The 17,709-nt window shown below is 40.3% G+C and carries 17 protein-coding genes; 6 read left to right on the top strand and 11 right to left on the bottom strand.

The genetic code is table 11. The features are described 5' to 3' along the window. Positions 1-10: 10 nt before the first annotated feature. From J2Z70_RS17475 to J2Z70_RS17485, 3 genes are all read right to left on the bottom strand, one after another. Positions 11-2,155 carry a hypothetical protein gene (locus J2Z70_RS17475; RefSeq protein ID WP_209875385.1) on the bottom strand — a complete coding sequence of 715 codons (2,145 nt, stop codon included), beginning with the start codon at positions 2,153-2,155 and terminating at the stop codon, positions 11-13. Beyond that, a complete protein-coding gene (locus J2Z70_RS17480; protein WP_209875387.1) occupies positions 2,145-3,839 on the bottom strand; it encodes a hypothetical protein in 1,695 nt (564 codons plus the stop codon). Before J2Z70_RS17480 ends, J2Z70_RS17475 begins: the two co-directional genes overlap by 11 nt. A 146-nt stretch (positions 3,840-3,985) precedes the next feature. After that, a complete protein-coding gene (locus tag J2Z70_RS17485; RefSeq protein WP_209875388.1) occupies positions 3,986-4,831 on the bottom strand; it encodes an SIR2 family NAD-dependent protein deacylase in 846 nt (281 codons plus the stop codon). Between the two features lie 171 nt (positions 4,832-5,002). On the opposite strand from J2Z70_RS17485, the gene J2Z70_RS17490 reads away from it, so the two are divergent. Then, positions 5,003-5,830, top strand: coding sequence for a DNA adenine methylase (locus tag J2Z70_RS17490; RefSeq protein ID WP_209875389.1), 828 nt, complete (start codon positions 5,003-5,005; stop codon positions 5,828-5,830). A 327-nt stretch (positions 5,831-6,157) separates the two neighbouring features. Here the strand turns inward: J2Z70_RS17490 and J2Z70_RS17495 are convergent, their stop codons facing one another. Both J2Z70_RS17495 and J2Z70_RS17500 read right to left on the bottom strand, forming a co-directional pair. Beyond that, the gene (locus tag J2Z70_RS17495) at positions 6,158-8,050 is read right to left on the bottom strand and encodes a DUF2075 domain-containing protein (RefSeq protein ID WP_209875390.1); all 1,893 of its coding nucleotides are present in this window, start codon (positions 8,048-8,050) and stop codon (positions 6,158-6,160) included. Positions 8,051-8,069: 19 nt separating this feature from the next. After that, entirely contained in the window at positions 8,070-8,399 is a 330-nt protein-coding gene (locus tag J2Z70_RS17500) for a nucleotide pyrophosphohydrolase (protein ID WP_209875391.1), read from the bottom strand. Positions 8,400-8,650: 251 nt separating this feature from the next. Between J2Z70_RS17500 and J2Z70_RS17505 the strand changes: the two genes are divergently transcribed. Continuing rightward, positions 8,651-9,814 (top strand): DNA cytosine methyltransferase, encoded by a 1,164-nt coding sequence (locus J2Z70_RS17505; RefSeq protein ID WP_209875392.1) that lies wholly within the window; start codon positions 8,651-8,653, stop codon positions 9,812-9,814. Between the two features lie 3 nt (positions 9,815-9,817). After that, positions 9,818-10,552, top strand: coding sequence for a GIY-YIG nuclease family protein (locus J2Z70_RS17510; RefSeq protein WP_209875393.1), 735 nt, complete (start codon positions 9,818-9,820; stop codon positions 10,550-10,552). Between the two features lie 115 nt (positions 10,553-10,667). On the opposite strand, the gene J2Z70_RS17515 is transcribed toward J2Z70_RS17510, so the two are convergent. The 5 genes from J2Z70_RS17515 to J2Z70_RS17535 all read right to left on the bottom strand — a co-directional run bounded on the left by J2Z70_RS17515 (position 10,668) and on the right by J2Z70_RS17535 (position 13,655). Continuing rightward, complete coding sequence (locus J2Z70_RS17515) at positions 10,668-10,994, bottom strand: DUF3139 domain-containing protein (RefSeq protein WP_209875394.1); 327 nt, start codon at positions 10,992-10,994, stop codon at positions 10,668-10,670. Beyond that, entirely contained in the window at positions 10,994-11,506 is a 513-nt protein-coding gene (locus J2Z70_RS17520) for an RNA polymerase sigma factor (protein WP_209875396.1), read from the bottom strand. Before J2Z70_RS17520 ends, J2Z70_RS17515 begins: the two co-directional genes overlap by 1 nt. A 210-nt stretch (positions 11,507-11,716) precedes the next feature. Then, the gene (locus J2Z70_RS17525; protein ID WP_209875398.1) at positions 11,717-12,493 is read right to left on the bottom strand and encodes a hypothetical protein; all 777 of its coding nucleotides are present in this window, start codon (positions 12,491-12,493) and stop codon (positions 11,717-11,719) included. A 95-nt stretch (positions 12,494-12,588) separates the two neighbouring features. Continuing rightward, complete coding sequence (locus J2Z70_RS17530) at positions 12,589-12,897, bottom strand: hypothetical protein (protein WP_209875400.1); 309 nt, start codon at positions 12,895-12,897, stop codon at positions 12,589-12,591. Between the two features lie 140 nt (positions 12,898-13,037). Further along, positions 13,038-13,655, bottom strand: coding sequence for a type 1 glutamine amidotransferase family protein (locus tag J2Z70_RS17535; RefSeq protein WP_209875402.1), 618 nt, complete (start codon positions 13,653-13,655; stop codon positions 13,038-13,040). Between the two features lie 205 nt (positions 13,656-13,860). Here J2Z70_RS17535 and J2Z70_RS17540 point away from each other — a divergent pair, with 205 nt between their 5' ends. Further along, positions 13,861-14,601: a class I SAM-dependent methyltransferase gene (locus J2Z70_RS17540; protein ID WP_245368313.1), complete on the top strand. Its 741-nt coding sequence runs from the start codon at positions 13,861-13,863 to the stop codon at positions 14,599-14,601. A 3-nt stretch (positions 14,602-14,604) separates the two neighbouring features. Here the strand turns inward: J2Z70_RS17540 and J2Z70_RS17545 are convergent, their stop codons facing one another. Beyond that, positions 14,605-15,093, bottom strand: a complete 489-nt coding sequence (locus J2Z70_RS17545) for a hypothetical protein (RefSeq protein ID WP_209875406.1) — start codon at positions 15,091-15,093, stop codon at positions 14,605-14,607. A 287-nt stretch (positions 15,094-15,380) separates the two neighbouring features. Between J2Z70_RS17545 and J2Z70_RS17550 the strand changes: the two genes are divergently transcribed. Together J2Z70_RS17550 and J2Z70_RS17555 are read left to right on the top strand one after the other, a co-directional pair. Then, on the top strand, positions 15,381-16,586 hold the full coding sequence (locus tag J2Z70_RS17550) for an MFS transporter (protein ID WP_209875408.1): 1,206 nt from the start codon (positions 15,381-15,383) through the stop codon (positions 16,584-16,586). Positions 16,587-16,701: 115 nt separating this feature from the next. Further along, the gene (locus J2Z70_RS17555; RefSeq protein ID WP_209875411.1) at positions 16,702-17,679 is read left to right on the top strand and encodes a phosphotransferase enzyme family protein; all 978 of its coding nucleotides are present in this window, start codon (positions 16,702-16,704) and stop codon (positions 17,677-17,679) included. Positions 17,680-17,709: the final 30 nt, after the last annotated feature.

Consider the following 17,709-nt stretch of genomic DNA (forward strand, 5'->3'; position numbering starts at 1 on the left):
CTTATCAAAATCACATCGAATCTAATCTCGCTTTATTTAATTGAGGATCTACTTTTACAAACACTCCAAACCCAAATGTATTTATTTCTAAAATGGATTGATAAACTTTTGAAGCTAACTCCGCGCCAACGTCCCCCCATTCGTCAATTAAAAGAACTAAACCAAACTCTGTATTATTTTTTTTTGATGCAAAGCTTCGAACGGTCATTGCAGAATCAGTTCCTCCGCTAATCCCTTCACTTGTACTTACCTTTCTATCTTTTATAAAAAACTGACGATTTTCGAAGTCATAACTTAATAAAGGATGTATTAATACATTATTAGCATCCAAAACTTCAAAATAGTATTTACAACGTTCGTACATGTAATTATTAAACAATTGAAGTACTTCACTATGTAGATTTGTTTTCAAAGATGCTTCTGCAATCATTAAACTCGATTTACTTTCTGCTAAGTCTTCTACTTGAAGATATTCCGTTACAGCCCTGATATCTTGTAGAAACTTAGTCATTGTATTAATATCTCTTAATTTTTTAGGAAGTAAAAATTTTCCTGAATTCATTTCAAGGCTCACTTCAAGTTCAATTTTGTAAGTGTTTAGATTAATTAATAATTGATCTTTATTTTCACCTGAATAGTCAAAATCAGTTTTTTCAATACATTTAAATAAATTCCTATAATTAATAAAATCTGTTCCCTTAGTTATTTTGTTAAGGAGTTCCTCAATCTGATCATTTTTTTGTACATTGACAATTTCATGACATAAAGCTATTAACTGATCTATGTTATTCAATAAATTTTCATAAAATACTTTAGAAGCTATTAACCCTCGCTGGGACTCCTCTAAATCAACATACACTTTTAAGCTATATTCAATTCCATCTTTAGATTTTAATGTATATTCCCTTAAGTTTTGAATATCCAAATGAATCTTTTTTAAAGTTTTTATATAAATTTCGTAGTCCCCTGTTGTATTAATAGTAATAGGCGAATTAAAAAACTTACCACTAATATTATGAATAGCCATTTTTTTTATTTCTTTATTACTTCTTATACTAATTATTTCTATACCTTCCTCAGTACTTAAAAATCCTTCAGTTTCAATTAAGAAACTTTGAATTCTAAAAGGAAGATTCTCAATACTAAATCTATATGGAAGATCTGAATATGCATTTAAATTAAAAAGGTGATTATCTAGGGTAGATTTAATAGCAATCATATTATTCTGGTTACCATTTATATTAAGTGAAATTTCCTGTAGTTTTACCATATACTCATTTTTCAATATAATAAGTTCATCTATTTTCTTGTTTTTAATATCCTCAGGGATATTTCGCTTCAATTGGATTACGCTATCAATAGATGGAAAATCCACTGTTATATCATTTAGTAAATTTATAGCTTTAATAATATAAGAAATTTCATTTTTTATTTGTGCTTCTTCCTTATAGTTATCTGAATAATTAATATTCTCCATAAACTTATTTACAGTAATCTCCACTTTATCCTTGATACTATCTAAAGTTATTATGAATTCATTTGTTATCTCTCTGTGTACTTGCCCAACAAAATTCCTTCCTTTAGAAACAAATTGCACATCAGCCAGTTCTAAATCATGTACAATTGAAACGTACTTTTGAAATACTTCATTATAATCATTAAGATTCAAATTAATAACTTGTTGTTTCTCATACATTTGAATAGAAATTTCATTTTCTTTTTTTGTAAAGTGAAATGAAGCTGTCTGTGAGCTCAATGAAAAATCAACTTGAAATTTATTTCGAGAAAATAATTGTTTAGTAAGCTCATTTACTTTGCTAACAAGTTGATTAGATGCTAACATGTGCTCTGCATCTATAAAATTATAATTTAGTATTAATGCAATTATAATAAGAGAAGTAGTTTTAAATCTTTGATTGGTCCCAGTCAACTCAAAAACTTTCCCAAAACCTTCACTTGAGAAAGAGATTCCTTCCCTTCCTTCAAGTCCTGTAAAAGAAAAATCAATATTTATATCACCGTAAATAATATCAGTTTCAGTAACTAATTCCTCAAAAACAGATTCCACAAATTCGGGTTGAATTTTTTCCTTACTAAAAAAATCTTTTGATAATTTTATTAGTTTGTCATTTAATACTACATTTTTAGGCGACATACTCATTACCTTCTTTCAAATCCTGTGAAGGAGACATATTGGATATTTGATATAAATTATCAGTAGAAGTAATAAAAAGACTTCCATAACCAGAACTCATAACATATTCTGAATGTTCATCATCTAACATGTACTCACTGCTAATTTCATATATACCTTCTTGTTGCCTCAGTGTCACGATTTCTTTATCATTTAAAATCAATGCATAAGTCCCATTACAGTTTATTGCATCAGTAATCAGCTTATTATTTGGCGCTTCAAACAATATACTATGACTAGTTGTACCATTTTCAAATACGATTCTTACCAATCTAGAATTAATAAGAATTACAATACTATTTGGACTTTCAGCCAACATATGATTATTTTTCATTTCAGTCAGAGGTGTATACGCAATTGTAATCTGCGAACTAATAAGGACTTGTATTATTTTTGTCTCAGTCATAACAAAACATATATCATTAAAAGCAATTACTTTTTTGATATCCTCCATAAGAAAATCAGAAACATAGATTGGATTCTGCTCAGAATAATAAAATACATTAAGTTTACCCGTGGAAACTACTACCAGATATTTATCCAGCAACAAAATATCAATATAGATTTCTGAATCATCTAAGTTCAGTATCTGCCTAAGTGTACCTGAATTATTATACTCATATATTTTTCCGTAATCTGTAAGGAAATAAACATAATCATTAATTGATTTAATAGATATTATATTCCCCTCAACAAAATCCATAAACCTGTTAACTCCGTCTTTTCCGAAAACAGAGAATTCATCATCCTGTCCAATTGCCAACATGTTATTTATTAAAACCGGCCCAGATACAACCTTTCCTGACAAAATAATTTCATTTGCTTTTTTCGTATTTAAATCATACAAAAGGGCTCTATTAGCATTGGTAAGCATGCATCCGAATCCTTTCCCTACGGTAAAGCGGCTTTTCGCATTGATTTTCGAATAAATTTTTTGGGGAATAGCTATCTTATCACTTAGTGCGTAATCACTAAGGGTAGAATTCTTAGAATCAACATATTCGTGAGTCCATAAAGAAGTAAGCTTATTCGTAATACTTACTACTTCTTCGTTTGACCTTTCTATTATTTTTTTAAGTAAATCTTTGTAGGAATCAGGCACAGTGTTTAAATAATCTTCAACATCAATTGAGAACAAATTAGCCTTATCGTAAGATATAATTGCCAATTTTTGATCTACCATTTTTTCAATTAACTCTAATTGAATTTTAGTTTTAATGGATATTAGTACGCTTTCACTATCGCAATGAAAAATCCCTTTTACTAAACAATATGTGAATTCCTCTTTATTTATTACTTTTTGATAAAGGTTTTCGATTTCCATTTCAATTTCTTCTGTCTTAATCTCATTAAAAGACAATAATATATGCAATACTTTTTGTCTAATCTGAGGTGACATTATAAAATATAGTTCCTTAAACCGATTAAACTCGTTGATTAATCTGCAGGGAGTCGTTTCTAAAATTTCAAATAGTTGTTGTAAATCATTTTGTGTTAGCGTTGATTTCAATGAATGATAATAAATTACAATTGAATCTAAAAAGTCACTACTTTTAGAGTTAAACAAACTTACAAATTCGTCATGTATCATCACAACCTCATTAGGTTTAAACAAATCGAATAAATCTCTATAAGGAACATTCATAGACATACAGAAGTATATAAGATATGCAAACCCCTTGAAATTTCTAATGATCTTTTCTGAGTTGTCGACGAGTTCATTTACAACCATTTGATCTGGTATTACACCATTACTAATAAATTGTTGTGTTGCTTCATGTAAGAGTTTATTTATTCTCTCATCATAACTTTTTTTTTTAAGTCTTCTAAAACTCTCTGTAGAATTTCATCTCTGCCTAATGCTATATGTTCTATGTTAAATTTTTCTTTTAAATACTTCAGTCTATACTTATTCATACCACCGTCTGGAATAACTATATAATGCTTTTGCTGTCCAATATTTTCATTTAAGGCTCTAATGCTAAAAAGTAAGTCTAACAAATCTTGATCCTCTAAACTAAAACCGATAAATACACATGTATTTTCACGCATTATTGAAAAAAGTCGTTTCATCAGCGCATCATGAGTTCTTACCTTATAAAAATCTTCTGAAGTTAATACAATGTTGGACTCTGAGTTTATGCAACCATGAATTTTATATAATGTTTTATCGTTGCTGAACTCATCATTATAATGCCATGTTTGAATATGCTTGTTATATGTACTAAAATAATAATCCTCAATAAAAGTATCATAATTCGCTGAAAACAATAATTCACGTGGTTCATTCATTACTTTTAATATTTCACTCATCATTTTATGACTTTCTTTTATGCAGTAGTTATTATCAATATGTTCCTTTACCATTCCAATTAGTGCTTTTTTGTCTCTTACAACTTCTATATATTCAGATAATCTTAGTAAGTTATCCTCATCTTCTAACCCTACTTGCTCAGCTAGTTCCTTGGCTATAACTTTAGCACTTCCTACGCCTAGTTGTTCACCAGGTAGTCTCATGGAAAATCCAGCTCCTAAGAAAAAGAACACTCCACCAGAATTAAAGCCCTTCATTTTTCTTAACAATCCATCAACTATATGTCTAACTGCTAATTTCATTTCTAATTCGTCCATTGTCATCACCTATGCCCCAGTTTTTAATCTAAAATTTCATGTATTACAACTTTCTACAAAAAATGACTAAACCCTCTTTTAAAAATAAGCCCCTCAAGGGTTACGTTAGTTTATATTTTGGTCCCTAAAAGCATTTTGTGTTAGAATTATTACTATTACATTCAAATGAGGGAAAGCATGAAAAATAAGAATGAAAAAAACACAAGATCTCCATTAAGATTTCCTGGTTCTAAAAGTAAGGTGATTAAAAAACTACATCCTTTCCTAAGTATAGATCATGATGAATACAGAGAGCCTTTTGTTGGAGGAGGGGCTATTTTTTTTGCAAAACAAAAGGCTTCTCATAATTGGTTAAACGATAAAGATGAAAATATTACCCATTTATTCGAAGTTATGAAAACACAGCCCTATGATTTATGTGAAATGGTTTTAAAGACACAACCAACTGTTGAACTGTGGCAAAAATATCGTTTGGAAAGAGAACAAATTGATTTATATGATCCTCTTGAAAGAGCATTTCGCTTTTTATTTTTTAACAGGACTAATTACTCAGGAATCTATAACGCTAATCCTATCGGTGGAATTGAGCAAAAATCGCAATATAAAATCTTTTGTCGTTGGAATCCAGAAATGCTCTGTAATTTAATTTTAAAGTGTTCACAAAAACTAATTGATACTAGGATTACAAATTTTGATTTTAGGAATGTAATTACTAAAGAGGGTGAGAATGTTTTTTTAATGATTGACCCTCCTTATTATAAAAAGGGGAGTAGTTTATATCCTGTATACATGACCCCAGAGGAACATTTACAGTTAGCCGAATTACTTAGAGAAAGTAGGCATTCATTTTTGTTAACCATAGATGATTGTCCTGAAATTAGAGAAATGTATAGCTGGGCACAAATAATATTACCGCGCGAATGGCACTATACCATTAACTCAAAAAAGAGTGATAATATCGGAAAAGAACTTTTTATTACTAATATAAACATTATAGTCCCATAATTTTCAATTCTCTACTCAATTCAAAAACTAAAATCAATGTATTTAATATAATTCATGTTCCTGTAAGAATTCATCTTTAAAAACACAAATCTTCAACACTTTTGTAAAGCAATCTTCGAAAATTATATTAACTTTGATATATAATTTCATTTATGCGGTAAGTATTCGTAATGTATCTACCATATTTATTCTATCCTTAAATACTCCATAAGATCTACTGCCAAGTTATTTTATGGAGTATAAATAATTAAAGTACGATACTTAATTGGTTAATCACCTCTGTAACAATATCAAAGGGATATAACTCTCCATCGCCCTCCATTAGCTCTATCCCCAAATCACCGCCAAACTTTGGATAGCCAACCGCCTCTGCAAGTACGCCTTCAGATGAGGATCAACACAGTAGATATAGCACCCCTTCGTTCCCCGGGTCATTAGGGTCCGGTAGGTGTTGCGGATAATCTGGTCGGCTATGCGGAGGGCTTCGTCCTTGTCTTTTTTGTACAGGGTCTTGAAGCCTGACAGGGACTTATCTGTCTTCGCACGCTTGAAGGGGTCGGTGATGATCCGGTTGTTCTCATAGCGCATATCTTCGCCGATGATCACTCCGACATAGTCGAACTCCAGGCCCTGTGAGGTGTGGATGCAGCCTACTTGCTCGATGGATTCAGGGTCAATTGCCCAGGTGGTGGTGTTGCTCAGGTTCCAGCTCATGAAGAATTGGTACTGGTCTAAGTGAATATCATGAACGCCTGGATTGTTCTTGCCATCGCTCTTCCAGTCCCAGCAGTAGCCGGCAAGCATTCGGGCCTTGTTATTGATCTGATTCTTACTGAAAATTTCGTCCCGCAGCTTATTGGGGTCATCGTAGAGCCGGATGTCATACTCGAAGTCGAAGCCGTCTGCATTCGCCGTTTCACGAATTTCGAGCACATCATCCAGCCATGCCAAATATCCGTCCGAGCCATTGCACCGGAATTGGGAGGCTAATGTCATCTCTGTAATTTCCGCATCCATCAGCTCCGCATAGTGTCTAATCTGCTCCTTGCTGCCTACATCGTGCATAGCAATCTTCTGATATTCATCAATGAAGAATACCGAGAACCGGGAAGCGCGGATGATCTCCATCGTCTGGTTGATCCCTTTATTTTTGAACAGGCCGGACTTCTCATTCAAGCGGTGCGCCTCGTCCACAATCAGGCAATCGAATTCATTGGGCAATGCCTCATAATACACGCCTGAGCCTTTGAACAGGTTATCGATGACCGCTTTCTTCACGTTTTTCTGGAGCTTCTTCATATACACAGAACGCGGTGCGCTATTCTTGGTTACATATTGGCAGACGAGTTCCCGGGCGGTAAGCTCTACCAGCAGATTAATGCCAAGCACCGACTTCCCTGTCCCCGGCCCGCCTTCGACAATCAGGACTTGCTTTTTCCCCGATCGGGCTTGCTTCGCTAATCTCAAAGCTTCTTGATAAACAACATCCTGATCGTCGATCATAATGAATTCCTGGTTTCCCTGGAGCATACTGAGGAGTGCATCCTGCAGCGATTTGGAGGGTTTAATTTTGCCGTGCTCTATAAGGTATAGTGATTTGCTTCTGTCGGTCTTTTTAATGTAGGTCGTGATAAACCCTCTTAGCTTCAGAGCATCTCCCTTGGAGAAAATCGGCGCTTCCTCAATGTATGGGTCGTAGACAGGGTGCAATAAGGGATCATTATCTTTCTGAATATAGTTATGTAGATACGCACAAGGATAGAGCTGGACCGCTTCGTTCTGCACGCTCTCATTGTAATCATGAATTAGTCTGGCATAGGACCATGCCTGCTTCGAAGGATGCTGTGTGCTTGTCTTGGTTCTATTAAAAAAGGTTCTGACCAGACCATCCGCATCCTCAACCGTCTCCACTTCTGTCCATTGCTTAAGCTCAATGATCACAACGGAGTATTGATCCTGTTCATTCAAGCCTGTAATCATGAAGTCGACTCTTCTTGGTTGCGCTGGAATCCTATATTCTATCGCGATTCCTGCGTCATCTGGAATGTCCGAGGTGTTCAGTACTTTATATAGATAGTTCATGGAATTGTTCCAGGCGTTGATTTCGCCCATGGCAACCCTGCCGATTTTTTGGACGTACTGGTTATGAATCTTTACCGCGATCGTATCTTCGGTCACATCATCCATAAATTGCTGCTTGGTCGATTCATAGATAATCATAGAGCTCTCCCCTATTCATTCACTGCTGTGTACTTTTATGTGCTCTTCCCTTGGAGCTGGATATGGGGTATTTCTTCGCGTTTTTGTCTATCTTCTGGAGGATAGCATCCTTAACATCGATTTGCAGATCATGCGCGAGCGTTAGCGTGTAGATGAGAATATCCGCAATTTCGTCCTGCATGTCGGAGTAATGCTGCTCTATAGCCTGCTGGCTGTTCTTCCATTGAAAAAGCTCCAGCAGCTCGCTAGACTCCAGCGTGATCGAGAGCGCCAGATCCTTGGGATCATGGAATTGCTTCCAGTCCCTATCGTCACGGAATTGAATGATTCTCTGCATTAATTCGTCCATGTGTACCTCCGCCCAGTGGGTCAAATTCAATTTTCCACAATTTCTCTGTATGTAATGATGATAGCCCAATCCTTAATGTAAATCTATGATATTCCTAAAATTACACAGAAAAGGACTCCTTTTCATTAGAAGCCCCATAGCGAGAAGAACCTTTGACTGTGAAGATCATTAGCTAATGTAATATAAACTACTAAATGATATAATGTCAGAAAATAAGCAATCTTGTAAGATTGTTTGTATCGGAGGAAGATATGAAAGCACTTGAATTGTTTGCTGGGGCAGGTGGGTTAGCTCTTGGAACGGATAAAGCTGGCTTTAAACATGTCGCAGTTGCTGAATGGAATTCAGATGCGTGCTCAACATTAAGATTGAACAGACCAGATTGGAATATTATTGAAGGGGACGTAAGAGACTTAACATATTCTGATTTCGGTTATGATCTTGATTTGGTTGCAGGCGGGCCTCCATGTCAACCATTTTCTCTGGGTGGAAGACACCAAGCCTGGAATGATGACCGTGATATGTTCCCCGAAGCTATCAGAGCAGTCCGTGAAATCAGACCAAAGGCTTTTTTGTTTGAGAATGTTCGTGGATTGGCTCGCCAATCTTTTTCAACCTACATTGAATATATCGTTTTACAGTTAACCTATCCTTCCTTATCTCGAAAGGTTAATGAGTCTTGGCAGGATCATCTGTCCCGGCTTGAAAGACATCACACCGGTACTGGAGGAAATAAACCTGAGTATAAAGTGATTCCCCCTAGAGTACTGAATGCTGCTGACTACGGTATTCCACAACGTCGGGAACGAATTTTTTTCATAGGTTTCCGAGCTGATGTCGATGCTCAGTGGAACTTCCCTGAGGTGACCCATTCTCAATATTCTTTGCAAGTATCCAAATGGGTTACAGGCGATTACTGGTCTTCAAGAAATATAGCTCCGACACAGATATCTCCGTCATCGAAAGCAATAGCAAAGTTGTCACAAGTTACCATGGAAAGCTTATTGGCTCCTTGGGTAACCCTTCGTGACGCAATTTGCGATTTGCCTGACCCACTTCTAACAACAGATATCACGAACCATGTCTATCAGCCTGGTGCAAAACCATACCCGGGACACACAGGCAGTGTTATGGATGAACCATCCAAAACACTCAAGGCTGGTGCACATGGAGTTCCAGGTGGAGAAAATATGATTGCTTTCCCCGATGGTACTTATCGTTATTTAACTATACGTGAATCGGCAAGAGTACAAACCTTTCCAGATAATTATATCTTCCAGGGGCCGTGGAGCGAAGCGATGCGACAAATTGGAAATGCAGTACCTATGGAACTTGCTGCACAAGTCGCCAAGAAAATATATGATGTTCTGAACCAAGCTGAGTTACAAAAAAAGCTATTAAAAAGGTGTGTGTAAGTGGTGCCAACTCCAGGATTCGATGAGTTTGAACTTGATCTTGAGCTTGCCTTTAAAAGAGACTTACCGCCATTCATTGAAAGTGTACAGGCAGCACCGTTATCACATTATAATGTTGCTACAATACCCGCAAAGAAAAACGGCGTGTACCTCCTTATACAGGACGATAGAATTATGTATGTGGGAAAAACAGATTCAAGAGCTGGGTTTCAAAGTCGCTTATCTCGTCATGCAACACATATCCAACATCGAAAAGGACTTGATCCGCTTTCTATATTTTTCAAAGCGATAGCAATACCTGTTTTCAAAAATGCAGATCTTGAAGGAATGCTAATTCAAAATTATGGGGCCCCTTGGAACTATTCAGGTTTTGGTGGTAATGATCCCGGAAGACAAAGAGATACTCAAGAACCTGCGCGCTTTGACGAACAGTATCCAATTGATATCGATATTCCATTGAAATTTGTTCCAATCGGAACTTATAGTTGTGGTGAACTGTTAAAGATTTTATCAGCAAATCTCCCATATACATTTAGATTCGAGAAAAGAGTATACCAAGAAGAATTAGCAGCCACGGTTAATGTTCTTGTTGAAAACATGACAGTAAGAGACCTTCTCGCCCTAGTGCTAGAAAATCTCCCCGAAGGAGAATGGCAAGCTACAGTGTTATTGGGAAGGGTTATTCTCTATCGTGAGCAACGAAGTTATCCTTATTACCAGCAATTAATTCACTCTTAAAAATAAGTAAGGAGCATCCTTTTTACAAAGGGCTGCTCCTTATTACTTTCACTACAACTCATCTCAACACAGTAGATATAACATCCCTTCGTTCCCCGGGTCGTTAGGGTCCTTATCATTCTTCAATATGCTTATATCGTTTTGTTCCATCGTACACACCGTGAACGGGCGCCCTACTATATTGATATATCTTTCCGTTTTCTTTACGATACAAATATCTGGAACTCCTATCGTCCTCAAAAATAACGGTCGTACTTACCAGAGGTGCCTTACCAATTTGAGTATAAATTTCATATATATCATTAGGGTAATACCCTCGGTTTTCTAATAAGTATGCTTCAACTTCGCTCGTTGTTTTATCTATGAATATTTTGAATCCAGCCGCTCCTAAGGCGCAAGCCATCAGAACAATTATCAGGAGTAGTATTTTTATTTTTTTCATTATACCCCACCCTCTTCTGACAAAACCCGCAGCACCCGCCCCCTAGCTCTCGATATATACTGCCGCACATGCTGTGTGGGAATATTCAAGAGCTCCCCGATTTGTTGATCCCGCAGCTCCAGATTGTATTTGAAGTAGAGTAGATTCCGGTCGCGTTCAGATAGCTGCAGCATTGCTTCCGTAAGTGCTCCTATGGCTTCAGCTTCGATGTAGTTTTCTTCTGTCGCGGCTGAGGGATCTGGGATTTGCTCCGCTACATCGTTCTTCAAGCCGGTATAGACCTTCCTGGAACGCCGGGTGCACCTTCGAATATGGTCATAACAATAATGCTTAATGGTGTTGACGACATAAGAGGTAACTTTGCAGCCGCTTAAGGAGCGCAATAGAGATGTTTTGGGGATCAGCTTTATAAAAGCTTCCTGAATTAGATCATCAATGACTTCTTGATCCTTAATAATATTAAATGCTTTCTTTCTCATTAAAGGATAGTGGTTCTCATATAAATTCTTCATGAATGTTCTATCATCATCGGGTTCACAAGCCTTTAGAACGCGAAGTGAAATTTGTAACCCCTCCCCATAAAAACCATATTAATTCCATTTTTAATTAATTATACCCTTTTTCCTGGTGATTCGGGCTCGTGAATAATAGGCTGGCGCAGAAAAAAAGAACGCCACAGCGTTCTCTTAATCATTCAGTATCACGTAGCTTCTAATGTCTCTCTATCTTCGTTTTCGGGCAAACCATGAGCTTGGACTTAACAGGATAATGGTGATCATCACCACCGCCCCAAGCAGCATGATGTTCCAGCGGTCAAAGGTCCGGTAGAACAAATCCGGTGAGAGGTACGCTCCATTCTGATACAGTACGTCATCAATATATCGTGCAAATATAAGCGTTCCCCGATCCAGGGTCCAGTGCTGCTGACGCACCCCTGCACGAAAAGGCTTGTTTGCTCTAATCGCTGAATCCAATACAGCCTCTAAGCTGTCCATTTGCACATAGTAATACTTCTCGCTCAATGCAGGATTTGCATCCTCTGCCGTCTTGAACGGCCGGACATACCGCCACCCCTTCTCATAGGTAGGATAGCTGGTATACCCATACCCTAACTCATAGAATGAAGATCCCTGGGATTTTGGCGGAATGGCCTCAATGATTGTTCCCTTGGGAATTTCTAAGGCAACCGCCGTTGCCCCGCCTGGAATCTGAGTATAATACTGCAGAGACACAGGCGCTTCTATACGATGAGTTAATGAATATTCAAGCTCGCCAGATATGCTGGGAAAATAGGAGCTATACGCACTCAGATCCATTTGCTCCAGCGGAATCCCCTGTTGATAGGGACTGGCAGCTGCCGCAGCTGAGAAATCATTACGTAACTGATGGTTGTGATACAGGGCGGACCCTGTCCGGTAGACAACAACACCAAAGAGGATAATCACCGTCAACACGGCACTCCACCATAGCAATGATCTGGAAACAGCGGGAACAGACATGTCATTATCCTCCTTATCGGTACAGTTAAGCTAATTAACCTTCACTGTGAAGCCGGTAGGCTCTGCGTAGTAATTAGGTGTTGAATACATATCCTTCACTCAAACCCATCCTCAGGCTCCCCCACCTCGAACCCTAATTCCTTTGTCGCTTCAGATTTAAACCTTGCTATCCAAGAATCCCAATCACTCTGATTCATTCGAGCAAAAAATGATAACCCGCTTGGCTCAACGGATGCCTGAATGTATACGTTATCCTCTTCCTGCCCATACCAGTGTGGAATCCCGTTAATGTACCCGATCCAACCAGGCATACGCTCATATAACTTAGCAACTCTATTCCATACTTCATCGGATAGATAATACCATATGTTCAGATTGCAATTATGAGAGTGTATTGCCTCCATTTGCCTTCCCCCTTAGCCTCTAACCTTCAATTAAGCTCCCCTCACATCGTACCATATGTTGGAATTCGTGTACTACCGCGCCTAGCCAGACCAACACAAATACCCTCTCCGTGAAGAGAGGGTACCCTTATTAACTGCTCTTATCCCATCAACTCATAGAAATACTTCGCTTCCTGTGTCTTATACAGACCATACCAAGCCTCTAATTTTTGTGGAGTCATTACATCCAGGGCTTTCAATACATGCATGGTGAATTCCAGCGGGGCGATGCCGGTTGCTGTGATCAGCTTGCTGTCCGTTACAGCAGGCTGGTTCTGGTAGAACTCTTCGCCGGTGTACGTGGGACAGATCATTTTGAGGTACTTCAGGTCATTGCTTGTATGCGGGCGTGCATTCAGCAGTCCGGCCTGGGCCAGTCCCATGGTAGCTCCGCAAATGGCTGCCACTAATATATCCTCCTGTATACATCTCTCAGCGAGCCCAAGGATCGGCTTGTGGATGGCTTCGGTCCATGTCTCACCGCCGGGTAGGATCAAGGCATCTCCGCTTACCAAGCTGCACTCATCTACCGTGATGTCAGGCATGATTTTCAGTCCGCCCATGGTAGTAATCAGTGTCTTCTCATTGGCTACGGTAACTATTGTAGATGGAGCTTGTCCCTCCTTGTAACACCTTCCCGAGTTCAGTTCAGCCGTTAGATACCCTATCTCCCAGTCTGCCATGGTGTCTAACACATATAGATATACTGTATGTTTCATGTGTAGCTCCTCCCTCTATGACTATCTCTATAATAAATCAGCTTCACTGACAACTGCTGTCAGTGAAGCTATGTAAGCTGAACATATTTCTTTTCCCTCCTATCAATAAAAAACGAATATAACCAACAGTTCCATTCACGCCTATGAACAGCTATGCTATCTTACCTTTATGCATTTATATTGTATTGCCAAGGAGGAGCTAGCATTGACTGCGCATAACAATCTGGAAGAGTACCGTGACCCGATCAACTATGATCTGGAGTTCGGCGGGGAGACACGAAAATATCAGTTCTATTTGGAATGGGCCAAGGCGTCTGCCGGAGAGGCTTTGGAGCTGGCTTGCGGAACCGGATTGACGACCCTACCGCTGGCTCAGGCGGGAATCGCAATGACTGGCGTTGATATTGCTTCCTCTATGCTGGCTTATGCGCGGATGAAGGCCGGGAACTTGCCTGTAGAGTTTATCGAAGCTGATGCGCGAACCTTCCGCTCTGATAAGAAGTTCGCCATGATCTATTTAACGGGGAATGCGTTTCAGGCTTTTTTGAGCGATGAGGATCAGGCCGCCTTATTCAGTACAGTCTACAATCATCTGGAGCCCGGAGGACGACTGATCTTCGAGACGCGTAATCCCGCAGGAACTGACCTGTCCGATGAAGGGGAGACGATTTGGGGGCAATTCACCGATTCAGATGGCAACGTAGTCAAGGTATCGGGCACACAGACCTACGATGCGGAACGTTCCATCATGCACTGGGTAACCTGTCGCGATTGGGGCGATAAGCGGACAGAGTCCCGAATCGACTGCCGGTTTACAACATACGCTGCGCTGACGGAGTTATTGACCGGTTACGGATTTCGTATCGAGCATCAGTATGCAGACTGGGATCGCACACCGTTCACCCCCTCCTCCCCTCTCCTTATCAGCGTATGTAAGAAATCGTAAGCTTCAATCTGTTCTTTTTGCCATAATTAAGCTGACGATCTGCTTCATCTCCTCTTGGTTCAGGACGGAATACCAGCGGCTTGTTGTGTTATCCTTGCTAACTTTCAGCAGAAGCAGCTCCTTCTTATCTTCGGAGACATCCAGCATCACTCTTATGCTACCCTGGACGTCTAAAAATATGGAGTCGAAGGGATCGGCTCCTTTTTGGTCACTTTTTGTCTTTTCCTTCACTTGCAGGTTGGAAAGCCGGGTTATGAGATCGCTAAGATGGTCTTCACCCTTAATCTTGAATTCGCTCTCTGCGTCATTTCCAGGAATGAAGGTCAATGTAGTGATCTTCTTATTAGGTAAGGCGGGTGCGACCTGCCCTATTGTTGTTGTTACAGGAATGAGCCAAATCCGAATGGTGGTACCATAATTTTGGATCAACAGGACCATAGGAAGAACGGCAACTAGAATTCTCAGTATTAAAAAACCCTTTCCTTTACGCATAAAAGGTTAACCCTCCTTGTTCCTCATTCCTCTTGATATCATCCTAACATTCATCCCCAAGTATATCATATGCTGGTTATCCCCTCCCCTTCGCACACCAAAGACTCCTCAGGCGAACCTGGGCATCTCGTGTTCCCTCTATTTAGTTCTGTCCTCTTGTCTAGGGAACTTCCATGTTCCTATAGCACCAACATCATCCTATAGGACTTAAAAGTGCGTACTTCTACATTTCTTATTTACTGTTTACACTAACATCAGCCATTGATTAACGAGGGGGAACGATTAATTTGGGACAAAACTGGAAAATCTTCATACTTGCTGTGGTCTGCTTTATTGTCGGGACATCCGAATACATGATCACGGGCATTTTAGATAAAGTCGCCGCAGATACCGGAGTGACATTATCTCAGGCTGGACAGTTAATGACCGTCTACGCACTAGCCTACGCCATAGGTACCCCGGTCCTAATGGGGGTCACGGCCCGGTTTGACCGTCGAAAGTTGTTGTTGTACTCGCTTGGCTTAATTATCGTGAGTAATGCGCTAATCATGATTTTTCCGGGTTATGGATTTATGCTGTTTGCACGGATAATCATGGCGCTCGGAACTGGCGTATTTGTCGTGACATCGCTTGCCTTAGCCGCTAAGTTAGCTCCTTCGAACAAGAAGGGGAGTGCGATTGCAACGGTGTTAATGGGTGTCACCGCTTCACTTATCTTGGGCGTGCCCATTGGCCGGGTGATTGCCGCCGCATACGATTGGAGGCTGATTTTCGGCGGCATTAGCCTTCTTGCCTTGGTCAGTCTGCCCGTCCTGGCAAGTGCAATACCGCGTATGGAAGGCGATGAGCCGATCTCCTTTGCCAAACAACTGGCTATGGTGAAGAGACCGCGAATCGCACTCTCTCTCGCCATTAACTTTTTTATGACGATGGGTTATGGCATTGCCTTCACGTATTTGTCGCCTTATCTGCTGGAAGTGGCCGGAATGAGCGATCGCTGGGTAAGCGGAGCCCTGTTCGCATACGGCATCGCCAGTCTGATCGGGTCAAAGGCAGGGGGAAGCGGCACCGATCGATGGGGAGTAGCCAGAACTTTAACTGGAGCAACGTTGTTAAATATGGTGATGCTGATATTGTTATCGGTAGTCTCTGGCACTTCCATATTCCTTGTTTTCTCAGTGCTGGTGCTTTGGTCGCTCTTCTCCTGGGCAGCTTCTCCAAGCCAGCAATATGATCTTCTTACCTTGTCTCCCAAGACATCTGGTGTCATGCTTGCCCTCAACACATCTGTGCTGCAGCTGGCGATAGCGGCGGGGGCTGGACTCGGAGGCATTGTCATTAACTATTTATCGCTGCAAGCCATTACGTGGGTCGCTGCTGCCTCCGTTGCTGTAGCGGCTATAATTTCTGCTGCGTTGTTCGGCAGGATAAGCTATCGGTCGCGCCAAGAGATTCAAAGAGCAGAAATACTAACATCTACAGCTCCGGAATAAGCTCCGGCTCCCCTTATCAATAAAAAACAAATATAGTCAACGGTTCCATTCCCGCCCATGAACAACTATGATATCGTACCTATTATACTTTGATAAATAAGGGAGCGAGCTGCGATTGGATGCACACTTAAATACCGCAATGGAAGCACTGGAGCAGTACTCTATAGGCTGCAAATCGGTTGATTTCATTGCACAGAGCGGCAATACGATCTACAAAGTCACTGATCTGGACAACAATAGTTACAGCCTCCGACTGCATATCTCCAAAGGTGATGCTCTTGAGCAAATCTGGAGTAAGCGGGAGGTGCTTCAATCCGAGATGGTCTGGCTGGAAGCGTTAACCTTGGATACCGATGTGACCCTGCCTTCACCTTGTAAGAATATTCGCGGAGAATTCATTACGGACGTGAACCATACCCACTGCACTTTATTACGATGGGTGGAGGGTGAACAGAAGCCTTTCATTCCTACTATAGAAGATGCCGGGGCCATAGGTGAATTGATCGGCAAGTTACATAAGCAAGCCTCGAACTGGAGCATCCCCGCTGCCTTTGAACGCCCGGCCTTTGATGGCTCCCGGATCAAGCAGGCCCTTAATATGCTTAAGGAACGCGCTAATGCCGGACTGCTTGATGCAGGAGATACGGAGCTTCTGCTGCATGCAGGCGAGCGGGTCATTCACATGATGGACTCTATGGAGCGGACCGCCAGCAATTGGGGCATGATTCATGCCGATCTGATTCCAAGTAATTTAGTGTTTGATGGAGAAGAAGTACGGCCCATTGATTTTGGCGCTTGCGGGTTCGGTTATTACTTATTAGATTTGGGCTGGACGTTCTCCTACATCCATCCTTCATTCAGAGAACAGTTGCTTCAGTCTTATTCCAAGCACCATCCGTTGCCGGATAACTATATTAAAAGGTTAGAGGGCTTCTTCCTTGCAGCACAGCTGGAGACGATGAATTTCTGGCTGGGCCTGCCGGACTGGCAGGAATGGCTGCCCGGGCATATCGGTAAATTAGCCAGTAGAGAGATTAAGTCCTACTTAAACAATGAATCGTTCCTCTTCAGCGGCGTGCCGTATTGGGAATGACCTTCACCTGGGCTTGGCACACGCGCAAAA

The organism is Paenibacillus silagei (assembly GCF_017874735.1).
In the GTDB taxonomy this organism is placed as follows: Bacteria; Bacillota; Bacilli; order Paenibacillales; family Paenibacillaceae; genus Paenibacillus_AQ; species Paenibacillus_AQ silagei.